A 23,740-nucleotide genomic window follows, 5' to 3' on the forward strand; every position below is an offset into this window, starting at 1 on the left:
TTAATATAACGAGGTTAATAGATAAGAAAATATCTATTAACCATATATACAAGCACTTCTTTATATTAAGAATATGAAACTCTTTCCTGACTATGCTCTAACAATGCGTAACGCTTTGTTATTGCCGCGGGCTTATATGTTGTCCGCCCTTTCACTCGTAATTCCACGACAATACAAGGCCACCGCCCCTTGGCACATATCAATTGTTAATGCGCCATCGCTACACTTCATCGCCATGGCAAAGCCATGAAGATAGTCCACCAATAAGCCTAGCGCATCTTCTTGTGTTGATTCTGGCAATGCCAGCGGGCCAACAATTAAATTAAAGCGTTCTGTGAACACTTGCGCTGGCCCAGTTGATTTCATACTTAGCAAGGTTTCAAGTAAACCAGTATATTGCGCCAATAAACCCAAATAGCTATGACATAATCGTTCTAGCTCGACTTGCCATTGGGCATTCGGTTGAGGTTGATAAATATCTGCCACCAAAGACACCGTAATGGCTTCAAGTAACGCATCTTTATTCTTGAAGTAATGATAAATCGCCATCGCATCCACATTGAGCGCTGCTGCTAACTTGCGGATACTGGGGATTTTACCCTCAACTTGCATTAAGCCTTTCGCCTGTTCGATGATCAAAGCTTGATCAAGCTGATTTCCCTTGCCGCTTGGGCGGCCTCGTTTTTTCTCGTTGACACTCATCAAGATCACTCGCTACAATTAATTTCTACACTGTAGAATATTTTAAAGTATTATACATAAATTGCAAACTGATGCTGATCACAATCGTGGAGTCAAAGATGTCGAATATCGTTTATATCGCAACCAGTCTTGATGGATACATTGCAGACAAAAACAATAAGCTTGATTGGTTACACGAAATCCCAAATCCTGAGGGATCCGATATGGGATTCGGTGACTTTATGAATAGGGTTGATGCGCTTGTGATGGGCCGTAACACGCTTGATATGGTACTAAGCTTTGATTGTGATTGGCCTTACCCAAAACCTGTTTTTGTTTTGAGCAACACCATGGCAGAGGTACCTGCAGGCTATGAAGACAAAATCTTCCTTGTAAAGGGTGAACTAAAAGATGTAGTCGGCCAAATCAATGCGCAAGGCTTCAACAACCTTTATATTGATGGCGGCGTCACCATTCAAAACTTTCTGAAAGAAGACATGATCGATGAAATGATCATCACCACGATTCCAGTTTTACTTGGTGGCGGCATTTCACTGTTTGGCGAACTAGCTGCACCATTAAAATTCAAACATCTAGAATCACAACAGCTATTAAATACGATTGTAAAAAATACATTTGTGCGGCTTAGGTAGTTAGTACCAAGCAGGCTGGTTACCCATTATCAGTGTCAGAATGACGCTGATAATGGCAATCAACAAACCAATAGAACATGGGTAATTGAAGCAAACAGCCACTTCGTCTTGGTATCCTCGAACTCTACTTAGACTTGATTTTATAAGCTGCCACCTCAATAGGCTGCGATAAGTCTAAAATATAGATTTAACCACCTGCCATTAGTTAATACATCTATAATTTTGCGACATAGTCCGATTTTTAATCTACCAAACAGTATTAAATTCAGCTTATAAAGCTCGAACATTAAATAATCAATAAGCAAAACAGTTATGAACTAAAAGTACAGCCAATCACCAACATGGAGTTGTTAGCGTATGAGTGATACTGAGACACAAGCACCTGCTAAGAAAGGGCTAAGCTTCCCATCCGCCTATACCGTGCTGTTTGCGGTCGCGGCAATAGTTGCAATACTCACTTGGGTCGTCGACGCTGGGGTCTATAACAAACTGTCGTATCAAGGCGATAAGTTTGAAATTACCTATGCTGATGGCACCACTTCAGATCTCCCCCCAACTCAAGCCAGCCTCGACAGTGTCGGCATTAAAGCGGATTTAGAAAAATTCGTAAATGGCGATATCTACAAGCCTGTCGGGATCCCCAATTCGTATACAGCTGTTGATCCTAACCCTCAAGGGATCATGGATTTATTCCAAGCACCTATTCAAGGGATGTACCAGTCAATAGATGTGGTGTTCTTTGTGTTAGTTATTGGTGGTTTTATTGGCATTGTTAACCATTCTGGGGCGTTCAGTGCAGGGATCAACCGCTTATCGCATGTGATGACAGGCCGTGAAACATGGCTGATTGTAATTGTCACAGCGCTTATTTCCCTTGGCGGCACCAGCTTTGGGATGGCAGAAGAAACCATCGCTTTCTATCCTATTTTAGTACCCATTTTTATCGCCGCTGGTTATGACGCTATTGTTGCATTAGCAGCTATCTACTTAGGCTCATCAATAGGTACTATGTGTTCAACCGTGAACCCATTTTCAACCATTATTGCATCTAATGCGGCAGGGATTAACTGGACGCTTGGCCTTAACTCTCGCCTTGCCTTACTCATTGTGGGTACGGTTACCTGCATGCTCTACATTATTCGTTACGCTAAACGTGTCAAAGCCGATCCCACTAAATCATTAATCTATAGCCAGAAGAAAGAAATAGAAGCACGTTTTTTGAAAAATGTGTCTGCCGACCAAGACCATAGCAAACTTAAAAAGCATCACTCACTTATTCTGGTGCTGTTTGCCTCAACCTTCTTCATCATGGTATACGGCGTATCCTCTTTAGGTTGGTGGTTTGAAGAGATGACGACCCTGTTCTTTGTCTCTGCCATTATCATTGCCATTGTTGATCGCATCCCAGAAAAGCAATTTGTCACAGAGTTTATCCAAGGTGCTAATGACTTGCTTGGGGTCGCTTTGATCATTGCGATTGCTCGTGGTGTGACTGTGTTGATGGATAACGGCATGATCAGTGATTCTATCTTGCATGCCAGTGCCGCTATGGTCGATGGTATGGATAAAGGGGTATTTATCGTGGTAATGATGTTCTTGTTCGCGGGAATATCTTTCTTCGTACCGTCTTCTTCGGGTTTAGCGGTATTGTCGATGCCTATTATGGCACCATTAGCTGATGTAGTCGGTGTGCCTCGTGACAATATTGTTAGTGCTTATCAATTTGGTATGGGCTTAATGGCCTTCATTACACCTACAGGCTTAGTATTGGCGTCGCTCGCTATGGTGAATGTCACCTTCGATAAGTGGCTAAAATTTGTATTACCACTGCTGGGGATATTGATAGCCCTGTCCGCCACAACCCTGTTGATTAGTGTCTACCTCTAAAACTCGTCTCCCATTTACAACCAGTAAGCTCGCATGCATTTGCGGGCTTACTTAACATTCAGCCAAACTGATACCCAGCCGACAAATGACCTGTTCACTTTGATTTCTTCTCTATTAACTTCTGATTATGGATAAAAAGTTCCAAAATGATTGGCGGGAATAGCTATTTTTCAATACCACAATTAACGGCATGATAGCGCCATCTAAACAGTTCTTGTTAGTTAATCCGCAAAAGCGGACAAAGAAAAGGTTAAAGTGAATGACTGCTTATTTTATTCTTACTTACGACATTACCGATCCAGAGCAATATGCTAAATACAACCCAGGTTCAAACGAGCTAACAGGCAGCACTATTGCAAAACACGGTGGAGAACTTCTTGCTGCCACCAATGAAGGAATTCAGCTTGATGGACATGATGCTGATATCAAAGTCGTACTTCAATTTCCAAGCCGAACCGCCGCACAAGCATGGGTTGATGATCCTGATTATGCACCCGCTAAAGCTATTCGTTTAGCATCAACCAAAAATCTACACGCATTTATTGTTGATAAGCTATAGCTTTACATTATTGGCTTAAACTACATAATAAAGGCGAACTCAATATCAGTCCGCCTTTGTAATTATTGTCACGTTCATTACGCACTGCCAGCGCTAGAGATGTGCACTTTCCAACGCGGTGGCGAACCAATATAGTCTTGTACTGCTTTAATAAATTCTTTCACTAGCATGGTTTGTTTTCTATGAGGATAGATCGCATAAATAGCGGTTTCTCTGGTCGAGACTTCATAGCGCGGTAATAACTGCACCAAGCCAAGTTCATCCATATGGCGGTCTAAATTAGAAATATCAATTAGGCTATAGCCTAAACCATCTTTTACTGCGCCAATCATAGTGCGCACATCACTGACTTTATAATTTCCCTGCATTTTATACATATCAAATGGCTTACTGCTTCCTACCTCTCGAGTGCTCAGTTGGTCAAGGGTTAGCGTCCCGTTACTATAAACGACAGCAGGTAATACGATCAGTTCTTCAGGTGTTTGAGGAAGGCCGTGCGTTTCGATAAAAGAGGTTGCAGCAACAGCAATAAAGTTTGTTTCCGCAATTTTACGAGCGATTAAATTCGATTCTGTTAGCTTGCCCAAACGAAAGGCTAGATCAAAATGGTCGCCGATAATATCGACTTTCTTATCGTCTAACGATAGGTTTATTTTGACATCAGGATACAGCGTCATGAATTGCGAGATCACAGGTTGCAGGTATTCCTGCCCGAAATAGACCGGAGAAGTTATGCGCAGCTCACCTTTGGGCACCGACTGATAAGCATCAGCAATATTTTTTATATTGTCTAATGTCTCAACGAGCGTATGTGTTTGCTCTAAGATCTCTTCTCCTGCCGAAGTTAAAGAAAATGATCGGGTCGATCGATTCAGTAACTGCACACCAAGTTCTTGTTCGAGCTTTTTTATCCGCTTGGAAAGTGATGAGTTGTCCATATCATGAAGCAAAGCCGCTTTAGTAAAAGAGCCTTGTTGTACAACATCCAGAAACAGTAATAACTGGTTGGTAATAGACATTGACCTTCCTCGATCTTATTGCAAACATCAGATTGCTGCCATATTACGATGATATTGGCATCATCACACTCGGAATTTGCCCTGAATAAATAAGAGGCTAATTGATATACCGCATAAAAAAGCGAACCTATAACAATGTACAGGCTCGCTTTAGTCTATGAAAAGCAATTAGCTATGCTGCGACACCCATTGAGTGCGCATCCACGCCTTCAGCCTTACGCTGAAAATCAGCCACACTTTTGTACAAAATAGCCATCAGAAGAATGCCTGTCGCTGCTAAGCCGAGAGCAACCCCTGCCCATATCCCTTCTAATCCCATGCTATCCATCAAGAACCATGCGGCAGGTAAACCAACCACCCAATAACCAATCACAGTCACTATGGTAGGTGCAATCACGACTTTCATTCCTCGTAAAATACTGATTGCAGCTAGTTGCCATGCATCAACCACAAAGCACAGTGCCACCATGATCATGACACCCGGTAATGCGTTAACTAAATCATTCGCCAGCGCATCTCCTTCCACACTGAATACCTGGGTTAAGAATTCAGGGTACATACTTAGCAGTACACCAATCACAGCACTGGTTGCAGTCACGACTATCAGTCCTTGTTTCGCATAGTGGCGCACTAACCGAGGTTCGTTACTACCGACATGCTGGCTGACTAATATGGATGTGGCTTGCGAAAAACCAAAGGCAATATTCCACGAAAAATTCAAGCACTGCATCGCAATTTGGTTAATCGCTAACGACACAGCACCTAACGTGCCCGCTAATAAAGCCGCACCAGAAAACAGCGCATGTTCAAGTAGCGTTGCAATCATAATAGGTACACCAATGCCCAACAGTGGCATCATTGCGCCAAATCGATATTCAGACAATAAAGTGAATGGGTTGTATTGCTGGTAGCGCGGCTGACTAAAGACCCAAAAGCCATAACCGAGCATAATAATCAGCGCCGCTAACGAAGTGCCATAACCTAAACCCGCAATGCCCATATCTAGCTCAAACGCTAGCAAGTAGCTAAGCGGTACATTCAAAATTACAGTTGCCAGCGACATCACCATCACTGAACGCGTATCACCGAAAGCACTGACTAGGCTTCGTAGCACCAATAAAAAGAGCGTAGGTAGCATCGACCATTTCAATGCATGGAAATAGTCCATTGCAAGTGCGACAGCTTGTGGGTCTTGCTTTGCGTGCAGTAGCCAACTGTTCATAGTGTAAAACAGAGGCTGTAGCGCCACCGTTAAGATCACCGCGAGTAAAATGCCACCTTTTAATGATGAGCGCACTTCTTGAGCCGCTTTTTCTGGTTGTCGCACTTGTTTTCCGTAGGCTATCGCTATCAAGTTTGCTACGCAGCCAACGGTGCTACCCGCGATAATAAAGATAAAAGAATACACTGACGCGCCCAGACCACCGCCTGCTATCGCGAGAATATTCAGTTGTGCCATCATCCAAACGTCGGTAAACATTAGAAGCTGTGCAATCAGCTGAGAAATAATTAAAGGTATAGCTAGGCTTATCAGCTTTTTCATTCGTTTTGCGTGCTCACGGGATCAATAGATTTGCTTGAATATGCGATAGAGCTGTATGACTAGGCAGTGAGTTATCACGATGGACAGAGGAAAGTGGAAAATGTGCTACCGATACTCGCCTCAACTGCTTTTTGGCTACCGCTTGAAAATATCTCTTTCTTACTATCACAAGGTAGTGCTATTCAAGTTGATTTTCAAACGAGTTTTCGGCACTCTTGCATTCCTAAAACTCATGCAAGAGATCGCAAAGTTGAAAAAAAGACACGCTTTACTGCCATCATCACTCAACGCATTACGTGTATTTGAAGCGGCCTCGCGCAGTTTAAGCTTTACGCTCGCAGCAGAAGAACTTAACGTGACGCAAAGTGCGGTAAGTCGCCAAGTAAAACAGTTAGAAGAGAATATCGGTATTGCGCTATTTATAAGGCAGCATAGAGCGTTAACATTAACGAATGAAGGGAAATCACTAGCAACTTTATTAACTCGTCAGTTTAGTGAGTTAAATGGCCATATAGATCAACTTAAGCACCAAGATGACAACACTTTACGACTTAATGTGGCTATGAGCTTGGCAGTTCGTTGGCTTATACCGCGTTTGCATTCATTTAAAGAACAGCAACCCGACATCGACATTGTCCTCTCCTCTATCATAGGTAATAGCAGTGATGAGGTTAGTCTGACTAATGACGAATATGATATTGCCATTTATAACTATGAAGACAAGCCCCAGAATCGTTTTGATTCGACCTTTTTACGCAATGAGCTATTAGCGCCTGTCTATTCAGCACTCATTGCGCCAGACGCCCAGCCATTAACCCTCGAACAAGCACTCTGCTTTCCTTTATTACACCCAACCAAAGACAGATCTGACTGGCGAAATTGGCTCGCACAATCAGGAATTCGTTTCTCTCACCAAGACAATGGGTTAACTTTTGATACCTTAGATATGGCACTTACTTCATGTATGGCGGGCCAAGGTATTGCAATGACAGACCTACTGCTGGTTGTGAACGAGCTTGAGAAAGGGTTTCTTCATCTCCCTCATCCCGTCACTATCATTGAAGGCCCATGGCGTTATGCTTATGTTTGCCAAAATAACAACAGCGTTACTCGCACCTTTATTACTTGGTTAAAAGAGCAAGTCGCAATAGAACGGGCGCAATTTGAAACCTTAGCAAACAGTAAAGGCTGGCAGATCCAAGTCGCTTCACAGTAGATTGCTTTCATATAAAATGCTCACTTTTCGTAGCAGATTCTCGCTAGAACACTAAGCTTATTTAATACAAACATCGTGTTTTCTACTTGCATACGACCACCTCAAATGATAATAATTATCACTACAGATATAATTATCGGAACTCGCATGAAACAAACAGCAAGTTGTTACCAAGCTTTCTTCTCTGCCGAAGATCGCTTTCTTAATCCGCATATTGTTCCTGGCTTTGAGCTTGATGTCATTGTTGATTTTATTCAATCAGGAATAACGCTTGCTGCGTGTTACCAATCAGGTTCCCAAAATCCTAACCCGCTTTTACAAGAACTATTCCTACGACGGGTATTTTTTAACTTACTCAAAGCCATTGATCATCGCGGTCACTCTCGCATTTTTCGTCGTGTCTGTTGGGATTACCTTCATTGCCCGTTACTGGCCCTCAAAAAGCATTACGGTCACTCCCAAGCAGGTAAAAAGCGCCTACTGTCGTTGCAACGAGAAATCAGGCAAGTCCAACATACCTCTGGCTTTTAAGGATCTTTCATGACTATCCAATACCGTACTGAAACCGACAGCATGGGTGATGTTCACGTGCCAACAAATGCGCTCTATCAAGCGCAAACACAACGTGCAATCAATAACTTTCCCATTAGTGCTATTCCTATGCCAACAACCTTCATTCAAGCATTGGCATATATAAAGCAAGCAGCTGCACGCAGTAATCTTGAATTGAATTTACTCGATCACGATATTGCCCATGCGATCATTGATAGCTGCCAGAAGATCATCGACAAGCAATATCACGAACACTTTCCCATTGACGTATTCCAAACAGGATCAGGAACTAGCTCAAACATGAATGCCAATGAAGTGATCGCGACTTTGGCAAGTAAACAACTTGGGCAACCCGTTAGCCCCAACGATCACGTAAATATGGGGCAAAGTAGTAACGATGTGATCCCAACGGCTATTCAAGTCAGTGCAGCATTAAGCTATCACCAACATCTGTTACCTGCGTTATCCCACCTAAGCAAAACACTTGATATAAAAAGCGTTCAAGTTGAAGGGATCATAAAAACAGGGCGTACTCATTTAATGGATGCGATGCCTATCTCTTTAACGCAAGAGCTTCAGGGTTGGAAAACACAAATAGAGAAAGCAAAACTTGGCATTGAACATGCGCTAGAGAATAGCAACGCACTAGCACAAGGTGGCACTGCGGTAGGTACAGGGATCAATGCCGATCCTCAATTTGCCGCCATTTTTGCCAATAACTTGTCGATATCAACTGAAATTGCTTTTACTACCAGCGATAACTTTTTCTATAACCTTAGCAGTCAAGATGCAAGTGTGGCTCTCTCTGGGCAGCTAAAAACAACGGCCGTTGCCGTTATGAAAATTGCAAATGATTTACGCTGGATGAACTCTGGTCCACTGGCAGGCTTGGGCGAAATAGAGCTTGAAGCCTTACAGCCGGGTTCATCGATTATGCCAGGTAAAGTGAACCCTGTTATTCCTGAAGCGGCTGCTATGGTTGCAGCGCAAGTAATTGGTAACGATGCGACTATTACAGTAGCGGGACAATCAGGTAACTTCCAATTAAACGTCATGCTGCCTGTTATTGCCCATAATCTCCTTCAAAGTATGGAATTATTGGCTAACGCATCTACCTTACTGGCAGATAAAGCGATTTCAACCTTTACGGTGCGTGATGATAACTTGCAGCAAGCCCTCGCCAAAAACCCGATTTTGGTGACAGCACTTAACCCAGTGATTGGTTACTTACAAGCAGCGAAAATTGCTAAAAAAGCCTACAAAGAACAAAGGGCTATCATTGATGTTGCAGAAGAAGAAACGACATTAAGCCGAAAAGAATTAGAACGATTATTAAACCCAGCGCAATTAACCCAAGGGGGGGTTGCGCAGTAACGGGGTTACTCGTGTACCAGCGTCGCGGTTACTCAGCTAACCGCGATTGCTCAACAAATTCGTGTAACAATAGCGGCCGACCAAAGTAATACCCTTGCATGAAATCGACCCCTAAGCTGATAGCAATATCGTAAGCTTGCTGATCTTCCACACCTTCCAGTAAGACTTTCGCGCCAACCACTTTAGCAATTTTCAAGGCATCATTTAAGCGCTCAGGACAACCACTTAAGTACTCTTGTAATAAGCTTTTATCCATTTTAATAATATCAGGCCTTACCGAGCGTGCGCGCTCTTCTGACGAGGCCTGGCTACCATAATCATCCATCGCCAGTTTAACGCCTTTACCTCGCATACTGCACAATACGCTATTAAGCCGCTTATCATCCGTACAGTGATGCTCTAATAGCTCAAAGTAGATGTCGTGCAGGTTAAGTCCAAGCTCTTTCACTCGAGGAAAAAGTAGATTATTACCCGACTTATAATCACGATTATCAACCAAAGCATCAGGGCTCATATTCAGAAACAGCGCCCCATGCCGAATAAAGTGTGCAAAGTTACGAAGGTGGATCACACGAGCAAGACGATCTATATTGATTTTGTCGAAAAGAGGCAACTGACGAGAAGTAAAAAAAGGTTCTGTTTGAAAACGTAACCCTTCTGCATCGTATACCCGCATTAAGGCCTCATAACCAAAAATAGTTTTATCTTGTTTCACTATCGGCTGAAATGCACTTCTTATGATTTTATCTTGATAGACAAAGCTAAAACCATCGGATGTGGTACCACGTAAATAATGTTCTATATCGTGAACCGTTCTCAATATTTTATTCACTACATAAACTCATTTGACATATAAAAGACCACACCCTCAAAATTAGTATCAGTAGAACTGAACAGCCTTGATGATTACACAAGCTATTAATATAAGATACAGGCTGCGTCAAAAAACCATCACTTTCAAATTTAAGTGCCCATTTATTGACTACAAGCAAATATTTGTAAGGCCAGCAACAGCAGTTACACTCATATGAAACAAATCTAACACACTTCAACGCCTACGCGCGCTTTCAAATTATAAATTACACATTTTTGAAAGAGAAATATCACATTTTACCACTAGTCTTTACCCTGCAAATCAGTCAAAAGTCAGACATAACAAAGAAAAGAGTTTGGTGATAGACAAGACAGTTACAAAACATCGTCCTTATTTAGCGATTTTCGATCTTGATGACACCTTGATCGCGGCGGACTCAGCCAGCTTATGGACTGCTTTTTTAGATCTGAATAATTTAAGGACTAGGTTCATTCAAATTTTTCGACCTAGTTGTTCAACTCCCTCACCTGTTCTCTCCATAATTTCCTTCTACAATAAATTCATCACTTAAGGCCTGCATATCGCTCGCCAAATCATTAGATCCAAAGGCAAGGTTATGCGACACACTGTCAATAAATATGACCCTATATCAATCCTAATCCACTGGACAACAGCGCTGACTGTCATTGGGTTGTTTGCGTTAGGCTTATGGATGGTCGATCTCAACTATTATTCAGAATGGTATAAGCCCGCACCACATTGGCATAAATCGATTGGACTATGCTTGGCCGCAGTCACTGTATTTCGCTTGATATGGAAACAGTTTGCAGCGCACCCGCCTATTGAAGGAGCCAACTGGGAGAAAATCGGTGCTAAGTTAGCGCATACCGCTATTTACTTGCTGCTTATTGGCTTATTTATCTCAGGCTATCTGATTTCAACAGCAGATGGTCGCGCCATTGTGGTATTTGATTGGTTTTCTGTTCCTGCTCTTGGTGAGTTATTCGACAATCAAGCCGACCTTGCTGGCGATCTCCACTACTACATCGCCTTTACCTTAATCGGTCTTTCTGCACTGCATGCACTTGCTGCGTTAAAACACCACTTCATAAATAAAGATAATACTTTAAGAAAAATGTTAGGAGTTACAAAGTCATGAAAAAGCCTCTACTTGTTCTAAGCCTACTTTCTGCTGCTATGCTACCAAATCTAGCATCGGCTGCTGACTACGTGATTGATACACAAGGAGCACATGCTTCTATTAACTTAAAAGTTCAGCATCTTGGCTATAGTTTTATTAAAGGTCGCTTTAACACTTTCGATGGCACTTTTAGCTACGATCCTGCCAACGTTACGGCATCAAAAGTAAAAGTGAACGTTGATACCACTAGCTTGGATACCAACCATGCTGAACGCGATAAGCATATTCGCAGTAACGACTTCCTCGACGTAAAAAAATACGCGACGGCAAACTTCACCAGTAAAAAAATCCTTGATAAAGGTAACGGTAATATAGAGATCCAAGGCGAACTCACTCTGCATGGCCAAACCAAACCACTTTCTATTGATGCTCACTTTGTGGGAGAAGGCGATGATCCATGGGGTGGCTACCGTGCAGGCTTTACAGGCACAACGCGTATTGAATTAGCAGATTTCGATATTCCGATAATGGGTGCTTCAAGTTATGCCGATTTAGAACTGCATGTGGAAGGCATACGCCAATAAACCTACTTCATTGTTATAAGCTATCGATATTAACCCGCCATCATTGCGGGTTAACATAGACTAAACAAGCAACCCGACTCGTCGTTGCTCCATTTCTGCTGTAATGCTTTCCATCAAATTTATTTATCATCTTGTACAGACTTTTTACTTGGCCACATCAACGCCTTTGTCTTACTCTTTCCCCACGTTGAATGCTGACGGTATTCTGAATCTGCCAAAAAAAATATCCAGCTGCGTATTATTGCTGCAGTTAGCAAGAACATTTACGTAACTTAACAGATTGAAACATCTGCAGTACGCTAGGATGTACCCATAATAAAATACGCATTCTAAAGAGAATACATGGCTAGGCATGGGGATAACCATAAGCTGATGCCACTAGCGAAATGAGAAGGTAAAGATGACTCCACAAGAAAAAGAACTCATCCAAAATGTGGCTAACAAGCTGAAACAAAGCCCTGAAAAAACAAAAGATCAAGATGCTGAAACGCTGATCAAAGATGAAATAGGCTCACAACAAGACGCTATCTATAAGCTTACACAAGCGGTACTTGTGCAAGAGATGGCGCTTAAAGAACTAAAACAAAAAAATGATTATTTAGAAAAGTGTGTTGAGCACCATAAATCAGAAGCTAACCGTGGCACATTTAGCAAAATGATGGGGGGTAACCGCCCTGCACCGCAACCACCTCAACCTACAAATCAACCAAGTGCGTTTGGTAGCTTTATGCAAACAGCGGCCTCTGTGGCCGTTGGTATGGTGGCTGGTAACATGATAAGTAATGCACTTTTCAATAACGATGACAGTGCCGCGACTGATTCGCTTGCGTCAGCAGAAGACAGTTCAAGCAGCTTCCTTGACGATTCGACAGGTGGTTTCGCATCAGATTATACCGACAGTAGCACTGGCGGTTTTGGTGATGCAGGCTTTGGTGATTCAAGTGAAGGTGGCTTTGGTTCTGCGGGATTCGGTGAAGATACATTAGCAAACAACAGTGATGACAGCCTATTTGGCGGTAGTGATGACTTCTTCGGCGGCGACAGCGGTTTTGGTGGGGATGATTTTGGCGACTTTGACGACGTTTAATCACTTTTCATCATAATCAAACAAAAGAAAAGGTAGAGTATAAATCTACCTTTTCTCTTTTATTCACACTCTCACATTTCATGATGGCATCGCGTAACTACTAATGTTTCTATGTTGGCAGTCTTGGATAATTTTCATGAATTGCTTTTTGTCTAAATGGATCAAATTCTCATGATCCCCCGCTTCCATGAACCACTCATCTCTATCAATCAGCGCATCATCGACCAACATAGGTATTGAGTAAGCTGGCCCTAAAGAAGGAATAGCACCCGGTTCACAATCTTGGAATACCTCCGCCAGTTCATGCTCAGCGACTAAGGTATAAACCTTTCCCGTCAGCATATTAACCTTATCGACCATTACCCGGCGATTAGCAGGTACAACCGCTAATAAATACTCGTCTGCGACTGTCTTTAACAATACCGCCTTGGTGACATTAGCGGCTGGTACATGTGCGGATACCGCAGAACTAAACGATGTATCTGTGTGGCGGTGATGAGCGACACTAAAATCAATATGGTGAGCACATAAAAATTGCCCCACCGTAATGGCCATAGCCATAAGCACCTCCAAAAGAGATTACAACAGCTAAAGTATGATCCTAGTTTTCAGGTTACGCGAATGTAAATAAAGCAGAGATAGCTATCACTAATACCAATCTGGCTAAGTAAATGTTCAGGTGATTGCGCAGGAAAAAGCACTGAAAACAAGGCGTAGATTGCAGATAGCTAGTTGTTCTATCTACAAAATCTATAACGCAGTTATCATTGATTTTAACCAGCAAGAACGATCAGTTACTTAGTTAGATTGGTATAAACAGGTTACTGAATAGGCATTCTTCTTATTTGCCAAAACGCACGTTTCCAATACGGATTATCTAACCGCGAAACAATCACGCCTTTAGAAGTAGATGCATGCATAAACTCATTGTTACCAATATAGATACCCACATGACGTAAACGGTAACCCGTTTTAAAAAACACCAAATCCCCATACTTTGCCTGCTTTTTCGAAACCAGCTTGCCCATTGTTGCAAGCTCGCCCGTCGTGCGAGGTAACATGGTTTGGTATACATCTGAATAGCCAACTTGAACAAAAGCAGAACAATCGATCCCGCGTTTAGTCGTACCACCTAAGCGATAAGGCGTTCCCCTCCACTCATCATAAACATGCACAAAGCTCACAGAAGAATTAAGCGGCACTTTCGCAGCAGATGCAGTTACCGTTTGCGCCTGCGGTGCGGCGACTTGTTTTGATGATGAACACCCAGAAAGAATAACCAAGAAGAATAACGTTATAGAACTTGAAAATCCATTTGCCACGTGCAGTGAAACCCCTCATAAATGATAGATTCATTATGGATGACAAAGAGTGACAAAGACAGAAAGAAAATGTAAAAAAAAGAGGCTTTACAAGCGTAAGCCTCAAACTCCACACAACAGAATAAATTAAACCAACTATTCAATCACTTAGTAAAAAACTGAAAGCACTGAACACATATAGACTTTCACTAGCCCTAACTAACACTGCTTTATTAAATGGTTTACCTATATTGCATAAAAGTAACGAATACCTCTAACGTCAATTTGACTAAATATTCACTCTTTGGATTTAAATCACAACCTAAATGAAATAACACTTCATCAACAAACCGCAAGTGGATGCATCAAACCGCTTTTATGCGTTAGCTAAGAAGCCAATATATTAAAGCTCATTTACACAGAGCAACGACGCCACATAGACTTAACCTTGTATAAAGAATCCACAATTGCTGCAAAAATCACCTCGAAAGATCAACAACCCTAGCTATCATTGATATTTCCTTTCATAATGCACCTAACATAGTGGCGCAATGCAACTAGTGTATTGTTTCTTATTAAGATTTATGTATTGCCACAGCATTTGTTACACATGATTTTGAAAAATAAGTTTGTTACCATTCTGTGAAATAAAACCAGAACTCTTAAACCTACTTATGTAAAGTAAACTTGTTTTTATACCTTATTCGTATCAATAAGATACGACCTCAGCTTTGATTAGGGAGTCAATGTGCTTAGTTTTATCCGCATAGTCCTTGCGGCATTTTTTATCATCTTTATGACACTGTTCGCGCTTGTTTATTGCTTATTCAGCCCACGCGATCCTAAGCACGTCCACTTTTTCTGTCGTTGGTTCAATCAACTTCATAAGCTAGTAGGGCTACAAATTATTCAGCGCGGGACTGAACGAGCAACAAACGCAGGTAACAGTGTTTATATCTCTAATCACCAAAGTGTTTTTGACTTTGTAACGGCACCGGGTATGCTTCAGCCTCGTACTGTATCGCTAGGTAAAAAAAGCTTATTGTGGTTACCCTTTTTTGGCCAACTCTATTGGATCACAGGTAATATCCTGATCGATCGTGAGAACAAATCAAAGGCGCGTAATACGATCAAGCAAGTTGTTGAAGCCATTCATCAACGTAACTTGTCAGTTTGGATTTACCCAGAAGGCACCCGCAGTAAAGGTCGCGGCTTACTGCCATTCAAAACAGGGGCTTTTCGTATGGCCATTGAAGCTGGCGTACCGATCATCCCTATGTGTGTAAGCACAACCCACAACAAGATTGATCTTAACCGCCGTACGAATGGCGTTGTAATAGCTGAAATGCTTGAGCCTATCGACGTATCTGCGTACAGCACTAATGATGCGCGAGCTTTAGCCGATCACTGCCATAAACTGATGTCAGATAAAATTGAAGAGCTAGATAAAGAAGTCGCACAATTAGAAGCGCAGCAAAGCGCTTCGTTACAAGCAGATTAAACATTTCACCGTATTAAAAGCAAACAGCCCAAAGATCAACTTTGGGCTGTTTTTATAGACAAAGGCTTCATTTCACAAAGTACAAGTTACTCATAGCTAACGTTCAGCAAAACGAAATAATGAATCAATCGCAATTGGGCACTCACCAACTTGGTGAACAATCGCCTCCGCTTGTTGCAATGAATCAAAACTACATGGGTTCCCATAGGTATCTGTCACAGGATGATCTTGCCCATTTTTGTCAATAAAATGCACCCCCCATCCTGCACTTAAGAAATCATGGACAACTCTAGCTTCAATAATGCGCTGATCCTGATAAAGACTTTTACACTCTGAAAGCACCATAATTACCTCCTCCGCAGTGGTTGCATCATTTTAACTATAGCGCTTTGTGTCTATTTTTTAATCATATGAAGGTGTAGATACTTAGTTTTGTAGACCAAGAGTACCCGTTTGAAATTTTATCAGCAACAAAACTACAACGTTAGAAAAGTATGTAAAGTTATAATATAGAAGCACTTTTTACCATTTAAACAGTAATACATATTGAAGCCTCGAAAAAAATCATCCAATAAGGAGAAACCTCAATAAAACGATATTTTATTATTGCCCTGACAATGTATATGATAGGCCTTTCTAATTAACAGCATTCGTTTTTTCATGACTAAAATCATAAGAATAATCTTTGTAGCCTTACTGTTTTCACCTTATTCTGCACATGCTTCCGTGTACCTTGGTAGTAAGTTAGGTCTTAGTGCAATCGACTATAACCAAGATCTAGATGCTGACAATGACAATGAATCACCTTTAATGATTTCTGGTATATACGGTGGATTTGGAATTGATATCGGTTGGGTGTCTGATACTAATCAATATCGGATCTTCTACACTTTTGAACAACACGATACTGAGACCGAAGTATACAGTGACGATAATAGTCTCATGATGAAAACAACCGATGATATCGCTTTGCACCTTGTCAGTGCAGAATACATCTTCTTGTCCCAACGTCATTGGAGCCCTTACGCTGGTATCCATGCTGGTTTCCATCAACGAGAGACAATAGACAGCCAAAGTGATTTTTACAGTTACGCTTCTTCAGGTTTTACCTACGGCGCGCAAACCGGCATTGTTGGCCGTATCGGAAACCACTTTACACTCGATTTTGGCATGCGATTCTCTGCACTGCGAAGTACAGCTAAAAATAAAAAAGAACACTCTAATGACGTTCTAAAAATCACTAACAATATGCTGACCTTTATATATTTTGGTGCCAACTATCGTTTTTAGAGGGTAATAAGAATGAAATCTCACATTTCGAAAATTGCTCTAATTTATAAATACAAGGTTAGAAGTTAACCAGCATCCTTATTGGATGCTAATGCATGATTATAAAGGATTATTAATAACTAGTTATCTCAATTCTTATTTAATATATATATTAATTGAAAAGTAAGATTGATAAAGGTACAGAGATCAGTATAGAATCCACATTAATCAAACACCGTTCAAATACAGGATGGTGTATTTAAAAAATTATGTGCATTAAATCCGATAGGCTGTCATACACAGAGCAGACTACGAATAATAGCAACGTGCTATAACCTACTCATTAAGAAGTAGCATAGCCTCATCATGGAAAAAACAAGAAGCGTACCTACTATGGACAAATTAACTACCGACTTTCGCTTTATGAAATCAACATCTACTTTTTTACAATGGTTAGCCGACAACCATAATGCTCCGCAAAACATCAAGTCGCCGCTTATCGGCTGGCAGCATCCGTCACAAATTGAAATCAATGAAGCGTTAGACGCTCTAAAAGCCTTACTAGGCCTTTCAGAAACAGATATCGCATATATGCTAGGGTCTTCAGCCTCTCGTGGTAACGCAGGCCGTATGATTAAACGCTGGCGTGATGGTGAAGCCAAAATTCCGTACGCTACATGGTTAGTAACGCTATCTATGCTTGGCCGTACGACTGTACCTAATTTCAACCAACAGACAACAGCAATACAAGCCGAATACCCACAATTGTCAGAAACACTTTAAAGCTCATTTTCTAAGACATATTGCTAGCAAAATAGAGATTGCTATTAACGTAACCACTCTCTATCACGAGTATCGACACTATACAAAAAGCCCCTCTCAACAAAATGCTGAGAGGGGCTTTTCTCTAAATACGTCATTTAGTTTTGTAACTGTGGCTAGAGTGACCTTTATGTCAAAACACCTAACCTACTGAGGCTCATCAGCCGAGTTTAATGCCTTAGGAGCTGCATCTAATCTTTCTTTTAGCCATAAACCCGAAGATTTCATGCAATAGCCAAATACCACGCCCAGTAATAACGAAGGCACGACAAGTTGCCAGTCACCATTCGCTGCAAATGTTGCACACGAACCGATAAAGGTGCCCGGTATGAAATTTAGCCATGTCTGCTTAGCTTGTACGCACATAAAAAATGCGACAATCGCGGTGACGACATAGCCAATGATCTCTAGGCTAAACACACTAGAAAGCTTGATGATAACCATGGCCCAAAAAACACCGCTTAGGTTGGTCGCCATGCTTAAGCCAAGTCCTTTCAAGCCATCTTTGGGTGATGCAAAATACGTTGTGCAGCCAAGAAAGCCGCCCCAACTGAGTAAGCCTAAAGAGACAGCAACCCACCCCCAAATACCCGACAAAATACCCGTAGTGATCGCGATTGCAACTAGCACTGACATATAAATCAACCTAACTATTTTATTAAGGAAACAGTCTAAACAAGCGACGCAGCCATCTCAGTAAGCTAGATCACAAAAATGAGCAACACAAATGCGTCAATACAACACAAATGGGATCTTAATCACCCATTTTTGGCCTACCTCGCTATAACAGTCTATAGGTTGAGCGATTTGACCAACAGACAGCATCTCTCTTTATCACCTTTGTGTTTACATAAGGAAACAATCAATAGTGCCGTCGATAATAAATTGCGGATATTTATTACTATGCTAAGTTATTGCCACTAAAATTATGTACTGATAACAGCCTGATACCTTGCTATAGACAATGATGATAGTGCTGTTATTTAGCCTACTGCGGAGTGACCATGGGCCCATTAATGCTTGATGTATCTGGCTATGAGCTAGATGCTGAAGAACGTGAAATTATTCAACACCCAACGGTGGGTGGTATTATCTTTTTTGCACGTAATTACCACGACCGCGCCCAATTACGAGCATTAGTGAAAGACATTCGCCAAACCGCTAAGCGTCCACTTCTTATTGCCGTCGATCAAGAAGGTGGCCGTGTGCAACGCTTTCGCGATGAATTCACCCTTCTTCCACCAGCAAAAGCTTTTGCTGCTCAAAAAGAAGGACAAGCATTAGCACTTCAAGGTGGCTGGCTCATGGCTGCTGAGCTGTTAGCTATGGATATCGATCTGAGTTTAGCGCCAGTGTTAGATCTTGGGTTTGATTGTAAGGCCATTGGTGATCGCGCTTTCTCAGATGATCCGCAACAAGTCTTTACTTACGCCGCTCAGTTTATCAAAGGTATGAAAGAAGCCGGCATGGCGGCGACAGGAAAACACTTCCCTGGCCATGGTGGCGTATTGGCAGATTCACACTTAGAAACGCCAGTCGATTCTCGCGACACCATCAAACAGCATGATATGACTGTATTTAAGCAACTAATCGAGAGCAATCTACTTGATGCAATGATGCCAGCTCACGTTGTTTTTGATGCCTATGATGATCAACCCGCAAGTGGTTCTGAGTATTGGCTCAAAAAAGTACTTCGTGACGATCTTAGCTTCAAGGGCGTGGTTTTTTCTGACGATCTGAACATGAAAGGGGCTGACGTGCTCGGTAATTATAGCGAGCGGGCCATTGCCGCTCAGCAAGCAGGCTGTGACATGGTGATGCTATGTAATAACCGCGACGGTGCTGTTGAAGCGCTGGATGGCTTACCACAAACACAAGTACCCGCCCTCAACACCTTACTTAAACGTCCTTGCGGTGAATATGGCGATCTGATTCGAACTGAACGTTGGAAAACGACCCAAGCAAGGATTCTAAAACTACGAGAAGACTGGCTGACTACGAATGCTTAGCCTTTTATCACGTTAAGCTTAAATAGCCCGCAACAAGGGGATCTGGCGGGCTATTTACTCATATATGACCACTGAATTAGCATTCATCTACTTCGTTATACAGCAGTGTCGGCGGGATATTAAAACGCTTAGTCAAAGGTTTACGAGACACCATGCTCTTACAATAATAAGCAAAATCTCTAAACGGCATCGGTCGGCCGAAATAGAAACCTTGCTGTAAAGTGACACCATGTTTAGCTAGATACTGCGACTGCTCTTCCGTTTCAACGCCTTCCGCAATCATTTCCATCTTGGCTTCACGTCCAAAAGCAATGATCGAGTCTAATAACGATAATTTAAGGTCTGCGGTTCCTATCGTTTCAACAAACATTTTATCGATTTTAATACTGCGGATATCCAACTGCTGAATATAGCTAAAACCACCGTAGCCCGTGCCAGCATCATCTAGCTTCACATCAATGCCCTGCAAGCGCAGTGCTTCAATAACTTGTGATGCCATCGCTAAATTAGTAAAGCGCTTACGCTCAGTAACTTCAAATGCCAGTTGCGACGGTAACAATGGTGATTGATCCAATATTGCTAACGAGTTGGCTAGAACCTCCACATGCTCGAGCTGATCCGGCACAATATTGACGCTGATCACTTGCTGAGTATCACCCCAATTAAGTTTGGAAACGTCCGCTATTGCTTTTTCAATAAGCTGCTCGGTAATAGGTAAGATTTGTCCACTTTTCTCAACATAAGGAATGAACTCCATCGGAGAAATTAAGCCTTGGCCGTTACGCTTCCAACGCGCGAGCATTTCGCAGCCATATAAGCTATTGGTCGACACATCAACGATGGGTTGATAGTAGGGAATAAACTCACGCTGTAAGATCCCCTGCTCAACCAGTGAATGTAACGACATTTTCCTGAATTCAAAAAACCGTATAACAACTAATGCAATAAAACCTAGGCCTAAGCCAAGTAGAAATAGCGGTACAATCACTTTACGGTAATAAATTGATTGCAACTCCGCCGACACATAGACGCGAATATTGATGCCATTATCTAAGCGAGTATTAAACAAAATGGGCTGGCTAAATAGCGCGGCATCACCACGCCAGAATGAGATTGTCGGGTTATCAACGGCCGAAATAGCCGTTAAGACACAGTTTTCACAATATTTATGACGAACCGCTTCCGTCACTATCGGTTCCATGTGCACATAGAGCGAGCCCTTTTCACCCTGCCACTTCGCCACCAATAAGTTTTGCTCATTTCTAGAGCCAGATGTCACCCACAAAGAAACATTTGCTGACAAAGAATGAATCAAAGGTGCGAGCGTGTCTTCACCACTTGCTCCATCAAAACTTGAACATTGCGATCCATCCAAGTTATGCAGCGACAAACGCCGTAAAGCATAATCATTGTACGTGACATACTTTAACTGATGGCGATCTAAGGCCATGCAATCAAATAGAAACAATTTAGATAACATTTCCAGCTTGTTATCAAAGGAATCCATTTGCTTGTTGTACAGTTGAAGCATGTTTTTTGCATCACTACTAATGGTGTACTGCAAATAAAGCTTTGATGCGTAACCACTCGTCGAAACAAGTAATAGGCCGCAAAATACCATTAATAGTAGGCTAGCTAACCAGTTGCTTAGGTTCATTGAACTGAACAAAGCGCTTATTTTTAATGGTGTTGAAGATTGACTATATGAAGGCATACGATGAAATAATTAGAAATCAAATATCATTATTCATGTGCAACAGAGCACATCCATGTGTTAGTAAAAGATATTGATAAATTGACAACTTAACAAGCAAAATCGTTGCTATATATACGACTTAGATCATGTCTTAATGGATAAAGCGTTACAATAAATACAAAATCAAATCAAACAGGTCGTGATACATCTATAAATAAATCGGAGATTTCTTTTGCGCATGATTATCAGCTTAATACGCATAATTACTTGAACAGTGTGTATGGTTGTACACCATCACGACTTAGTGACGAGTAGAGTAAAACCAACAATAAGCGCGAATACAGAAAGGAATGGATAAAGTGGTAGGAATCAAAAAAACGACCAACCTAAACATATGTTTAGATTGGCATCTATTGGTTGATTATCGCAAAAAGAGGATTAAAGTGAGTCGCGCGAATAATCAACGTTTTTAGTGCATTTTTTCTCACGCGTAATGACGTAAATGCCACCAACAATAAATGCGATAACCAAAACGATTTCCATAAACTGACCTTATAAGATTAAATTATTTCAAACTGCAAATCTGAGCAAAAAAGCAGTTTCTCATTAGGTCTAAAAAATGCCTCTTCATAACAATTAGAAGCAATTTTTAGACTCGAATTAAGATACCTCAAAACGCTTACTTTTACACCTAAAAGTTATTTAGCTGTGATACGAAATACGTAAAACTCACATTCACCGCCACAAAGGATGCGCCAGAGCGATAATGCAAACCAAAGGTATGACGACCACCAATAACAATCGAGGTTAGTAAAAAATAAAACAAGTCGCTATCTTGACCTCTTAAGTATAAGACAAGAGACGGCTAAGCTGTGCTATAGATCAAATTTAACAGCGTTTGCCCCTCTTTGACCCGCCGTATTTTGCCTTGCTAAAAGTGTCACCGCGAATGAATAAATTACCAAGCTGGAATAAGAAAAACTAATAGCAAAAAGCTAACAATATCACTAGTGACATTATTAGCTTTTAGTTCAAGGCGTTATCGCTTTTGTTCGTTATAGCCAACGTTCCTGAGTGGTAAAACTCACCGATAGCCAAGTATCGCCTAATTCACCTTTCAATTTATCCCAAATCACCTGACGAATAGCGTCTTGGCGTTGGGTTGTCCAACGTGGATTACTATCGACCAGAATATTAATTTCCAAGTCATATTGGCGACCTGTTTTTGCCAAATGGTGGGTATAGTCATCAAACTCATACTGCTTTGAGATAGCAGCAATAACACCATCGACCCGCTCTTGCACTTTACCTTTAGGGGCGACTAACAGCACTTCACGCAGGTTACGGCTTAATACTCGAATAGGTAAAACAGATGCAGAGATTGCCAGCGCAGACACCAAAATAGGATCCACATAAGCATTCCAGCGAGAGTAACCAAGCGAATCAAGTGCCATAACAACCAGGAAGCCCACTAACAAGGCTGCACTTAAAATGCCATCTATCATCCACTCTTGCGAGTCAACACGTACCAATTCAGATTCGATACTCTTCGCAATATGGGTTTCAGTAAAGTAAATAGCAAAACAGCTTACGGTCGAAATAACAGCATAAACAAGCGCATGTTCGAGCACAATATCGTGTCCGCCTTCGACAATGGATTGCACACCACCGATAAACGCCCATAGACACGTAACTAAGATAAGCAAGCCATTGACGACATTGATCAGAGGCTCGATATGCGCATAACCAAACTGAAACTGTCTGTCGTCAGGTTTGGTTACAAGGTAAGCGGTATACAGACTAAGCCCTGTCATACCCATACTAAGAAGTGAAAACATGCCGTCTAGCAATATGGCGTTGGATCCGACATACAATCCATAACCAATCCCCATTGTGGCCAGTAAAATGGTCCCCACAAGAGAGAGTTTAAGAGCTAAACGTTCCTTACTGATTTTACGGCAAGTAGCCATAGAACCTCCTATCACCAGTGAAAAAAATGTTGGTCAAATTATGCTAAGTATCATTTTCGAAT

23 protein-coding genes are annotated in these 23,740 nt (G+C 41.7%); 13 read left to right on the forward strand and 10 right to left on the reverse strand.

Features of this window, described 5'->3' with window-relative positions; genetic code table 11:
- Positions 1-132: 132 nt before the first annotated feature.
- The gene (locus tag L4C35_RS06430; protein WP_428462338.1) at positions 133-702 is read right to left on the reverse strand and encodes a TetR/AcrR family transcriptional regulator; all 570 of its coding nucleotides are present in this window, start codon (positions 700-702) and stop codon (positions 133-135) included.
- A 98-nt stretch (positions 703-800) separates the two neighbouring features.
- Between L4C35_RS06430 and L4C35_RS06435 the strand changes: the two genes are divergently transcribed.
- The 3 genes from L4C35_RS06435 (at position 801) to L4C35_RS06445 (ending at position 3,780) form a co-directional block, all read left to right on the forward strand.
- Positions 801-1,334, forward strand: a complete 534-nt coding sequence (locus tag L4C35_RS06435; protein ID WP_428462098.1) for a dihydrofolate reductase family protein — start codon at positions 801-803, stop codon at positions 1,332-1,334.
- A gap of 357 nt (positions 1,335-1,691) precedes the next feature.
- A complete protein-coding gene (locus L4C35_RS06440; protein ID WP_428462099.1) occupies positions 1,692-3,221 on the forward strand; it encodes a YfcC family protein in 1,530 nt (509 codons plus the stop codon).
- A 259-nt stretch (positions 3,222-3,480) separates the two neighbouring features.
- Positions 3,481-3,780 (forward strand): DUF1330 domain-containing protein, encoded by a 300-nt coding sequence (locus L4C35_RS06445; RefSeq protein WP_428462100.1) that lies wholly within the window; start codon positions 3,481-3,483, stop codon positions 3,778-3,780.
- Positions 3,781-3,857: 77 nt separating this feature from the next.
- On the opposite strand, the gene L4C35_RS06450 is transcribed toward L4C35_RS06445, so the two are convergent.
- The gene (locus tag L4C35_RS06450) at positions 3,858-4,799 is read right to left on the reverse strand and encodes a LysR family transcriptional regulator (protein WP_428462101.1); all 942 of its coding nucleotides are present in this window, start codon (positions 4,797-4,799) and stop codon (positions 3,858-3,860) included.
- A 172-nt stretch (positions 4,800-4,971) separates the two neighbouring features.
- Positions 4,972-6,342 carry an MATE family efflux transporter gene (locus L4C35_RS06455; RefSeq protein WP_428462102.1) on the reverse strand — a complete coding sequence of 457 codons (1,371 nt, stop codon included), beginning with the start codon at positions 6,340-6,342 and terminating at the stop codon, positions 4,972-4,974.
- A gap of 250 nt (positions 6,343-6,592) precedes the next feature.
- Here L4C35_RS06455 and L4C35_RS06460 point away from each other — a divergent pair, with 250 nt between their 5' ends.
- From L4C35_RS06460 to L4C35_RS06470, 3 genes are all read left to right on the forward strand, one after another.
- Entirely contained in the window at positions 6,593-7,558 is a 966-nt protein-coding gene (locus L4C35_RS06460; RefSeq protein WP_428462103.1) for a LysR substrate-binding domain-containing protein, read from the forward strand.
- Between the two features lie 147 nt (positions 7,559-7,705).
- A complete protein-coding gene (locus L4C35_RS06465) occupies positions 7,706-8,089 on the forward strand; it encodes a hypothetical protein (RefSeq protein WP_428462104.1) in 384 nt (127 codons plus the stop codon).
- 9 nt (positions 8,090-8,098) lie between these two features.
- Positions 8,099-9,484 carry a class II fumarate hydratase gene (locus tag L4C35_RS06470; RefSeq protein ID WP_428462105.1) on the forward strand — a complete coding sequence of 462 codons (1,386 nt, stop codon included), beginning with the start codon at positions 8,099-8,101 and terminating at the stop codon, positions 9,482-9,484.
- A 28-nt stretch (positions 9,485-9,512) separates the two neighbouring features.
- On the opposite strand, the gene L4C35_RS06475 is transcribed toward L4C35_RS06470, so the two are convergent.
- Positions 9,513-10,316 carry an EAL domain-containing protein gene (locus tag L4C35_RS06475; RefSeq protein ID WP_428462106.1) on the reverse strand — a complete coding sequence of 268 codons (804 nt, stop codon included), beginning with the start codon at positions 10,314-10,316 and terminating at the stop codon, positions 9,513-9,515.
- Positions 10,317-10,914: 598 nt separating this feature from the next.
- Between L4C35_RS06475 and L4C35_RS06480 the strand changes: the two genes are divergently transcribed.
- The 3 genes from L4C35_RS06480 (at position 10,915) to L4C35_RS06490 (ending at position 13,110) form a co-directional block, all read left to right on the forward strand.
- Complete coding sequence (locus L4C35_RS06480) at positions 10,915-11,457, forward strand: cytochrome b (RefSeq protein ID WP_428462107.1); 543 nt, start codon at positions 10,915-10,917, stop codon at positions 11,455-11,457.
- Positions 11,454-12,023: a YceI family protein gene (locus L4C35_RS06485; protein WP_428462108.1), complete on the forward strand. Its 570-nt coding sequence runs from the start codon at positions 11,454-11,456 to the stop codon at positions 12,021-12,023. Before L4C35_RS06480 ends, L4C35_RS06485 begins: the two co-directional genes overlap by 4 nt.
- A gap of 400 nt (positions 12,024-12,423) precedes the next feature.
- Positions 12,424-13,110 carry a DUF2076 domain-containing protein gene (locus tag L4C35_RS06490; protein WP_428462109.1) on the forward strand — a complete coding sequence of 229 codons (687 nt, stop codon included), beginning with the start codon at positions 12,424-12,426 and terminating at the stop codon, positions 13,108-13,110.
- A 78-nt stretch (positions 13,111-13,188) separates the two neighbouring features.
- Here the strand turns inward: L4C35_RS06490 and L4C35_RS06495 are convergent, their stop codons facing one another.
- Together L4C35_RS06495 and L4C35_RS06500 are read right to left on the reverse strand one after the other, a co-directional pair.
- Positions 13,189-13,671 (reverse strand): YbaK/EbsC family protein, encoded by a 483-nt coding sequence (locus tag L4C35_RS06495; protein ID WP_428462110.1) that lies wholly within the window; start codon positions 13,669-13,671, stop codon positions 13,189-13,191.
- Between the two features lie 260 nt (positions 13,672-13,931).
- The gene (locus L4C35_RS06500) at positions 13,932-14,432 is read right to left on the reverse strand and encodes an NlpC/P60 family protein (protein WP_428462111.1); all 501 of its coding nucleotides are present in this window, start codon (positions 14,430-14,432) and stop codon (positions 13,932-13,934) included.
- A gap of 727 nt (positions 14,433-15,159) precedes the next feature.
- On the opposite strand from L4C35_RS06500, the gene L4C35_RS06505 reads away from it, so the two are divergent.
- Positions 15,160-15,912: a 1-acylglycerol-3-phosphate O-acyltransferase gene (locus L4C35_RS06505; protein WP_428462112.1), complete on the forward strand. Its 753-nt coding sequence runs from the start codon at positions 15,160-15,162 to the stop codon at positions 15,910-15,912.
- A 96-nt stretch (positions 15,913-16,008) separates the two neighbouring features.
- Here the strand turns inward: L4C35_RS06505 and L4C35_RS06510 are convergent, their stop codons facing one another.
- Positions 16,009-16,257 carry a hypothetical protein gene (locus tag L4C35_RS06510; protein WP_428462113.1) on the reverse strand — a complete coding sequence of 83 codons (249 nt, stop codon included), beginning with the start codon at positions 16,255-16,257 and terminating at the stop codon, positions 16,009-16,011.
- A gap of 315 nt (positions 16,258-16,572) precedes the next feature.
- On the opposite strand from L4C35_RS06510, the gene L4C35_RS06515 reads away from it, so the two are divergent.
- A complete protein-coding gene (locus L4C35_RS06515) occupies positions 16,573-17,202 on the forward strand; it encodes an outer membrane beta-barrel protein (RefSeq protein WP_428462114.1) in 630 nt (209 codons plus the stop codon).
- Positions 17,203-17,574: 372 nt separating this feature from the next.
- A complete protein-coding gene (locus L4C35_RS06520) occupies positions 17,575-17,964 on the forward strand; it encodes a hypothetical protein (protein WP_428462115.1) in 390 nt (129 codons plus the stop codon).
- A gap of 186 nt (positions 17,965-18,150) precedes the next feature.
- Here L4C35_RS06520 and L4C35_RS06525 read toward each other — a convergent pair whose 3' ends face one another.
- Entirely contained in the window at positions 18,151-18,639 is a 489-nt protein-coding gene (locus tag L4C35_RS06525; protein WP_428462116.1) for a DUF1097 domain-containing protein, read from the reverse strand.
- 368 nt (positions 18,640-19,007) lie between these two features.
- Between L4C35_RS06525 and nagZ the strand changes: the two genes are divergently transcribed.
- Positions 19,008-20,012 carry a beta-N-acetylhexosaminidase gene (nagZ, locus tag L4C35_RS06530; RefSeq protein ID WP_428462117.1) on the forward strand — a complete coding sequence of 335 codons (1,005 nt, stop codon included), beginning with the start codon at positions 19,008-19,010 and terminating at the stop codon, positions 20,010-20,012.
- A gap of 76 nt (positions 20,013-20,088) precedes the next feature.
- Here the strand turns inward: nagZ and L4C35_RS06535 are convergent, their stop codons facing one another.
- Both L4C35_RS06535 and L4C35_RS06540 read right to left on the reverse strand, forming a co-directional pair.
- A complete protein-coding gene (locus tag L4C35_RS06535; protein ID WP_428462118.1) occupies positions 20,089-21,669 on the reverse strand; it encodes an EAL domain-containing protein in 1,581 nt (526 codons plus the stop codon).
- A 1,094-nt stretch (positions 21,670-22,763) separates the two neighbouring features.
- Positions 22,764-23,678, reverse strand: a complete 915-nt coding sequence (locus L4C35_RS06540; RefSeq protein ID WP_428462119.1) for a cation diffusion facilitator family transporter — start codon at positions 23,676-23,678, stop codon at positions 22,764-22,766.
- Positions 23,679-23,740 lie beyond the last annotated feature (62 nt).

This window comes from Photobacterium kagoshimensis, assembly GCF_050337045.1.
In the GTDB taxonomy this organism is placed as follows: domain Bacteria; phylum Pseudomonadota; class Gammaproteobacteria; order Enterobacterales; family Vibrionaceae; genus Photobacterium; species Photobacterium kagoshimensis.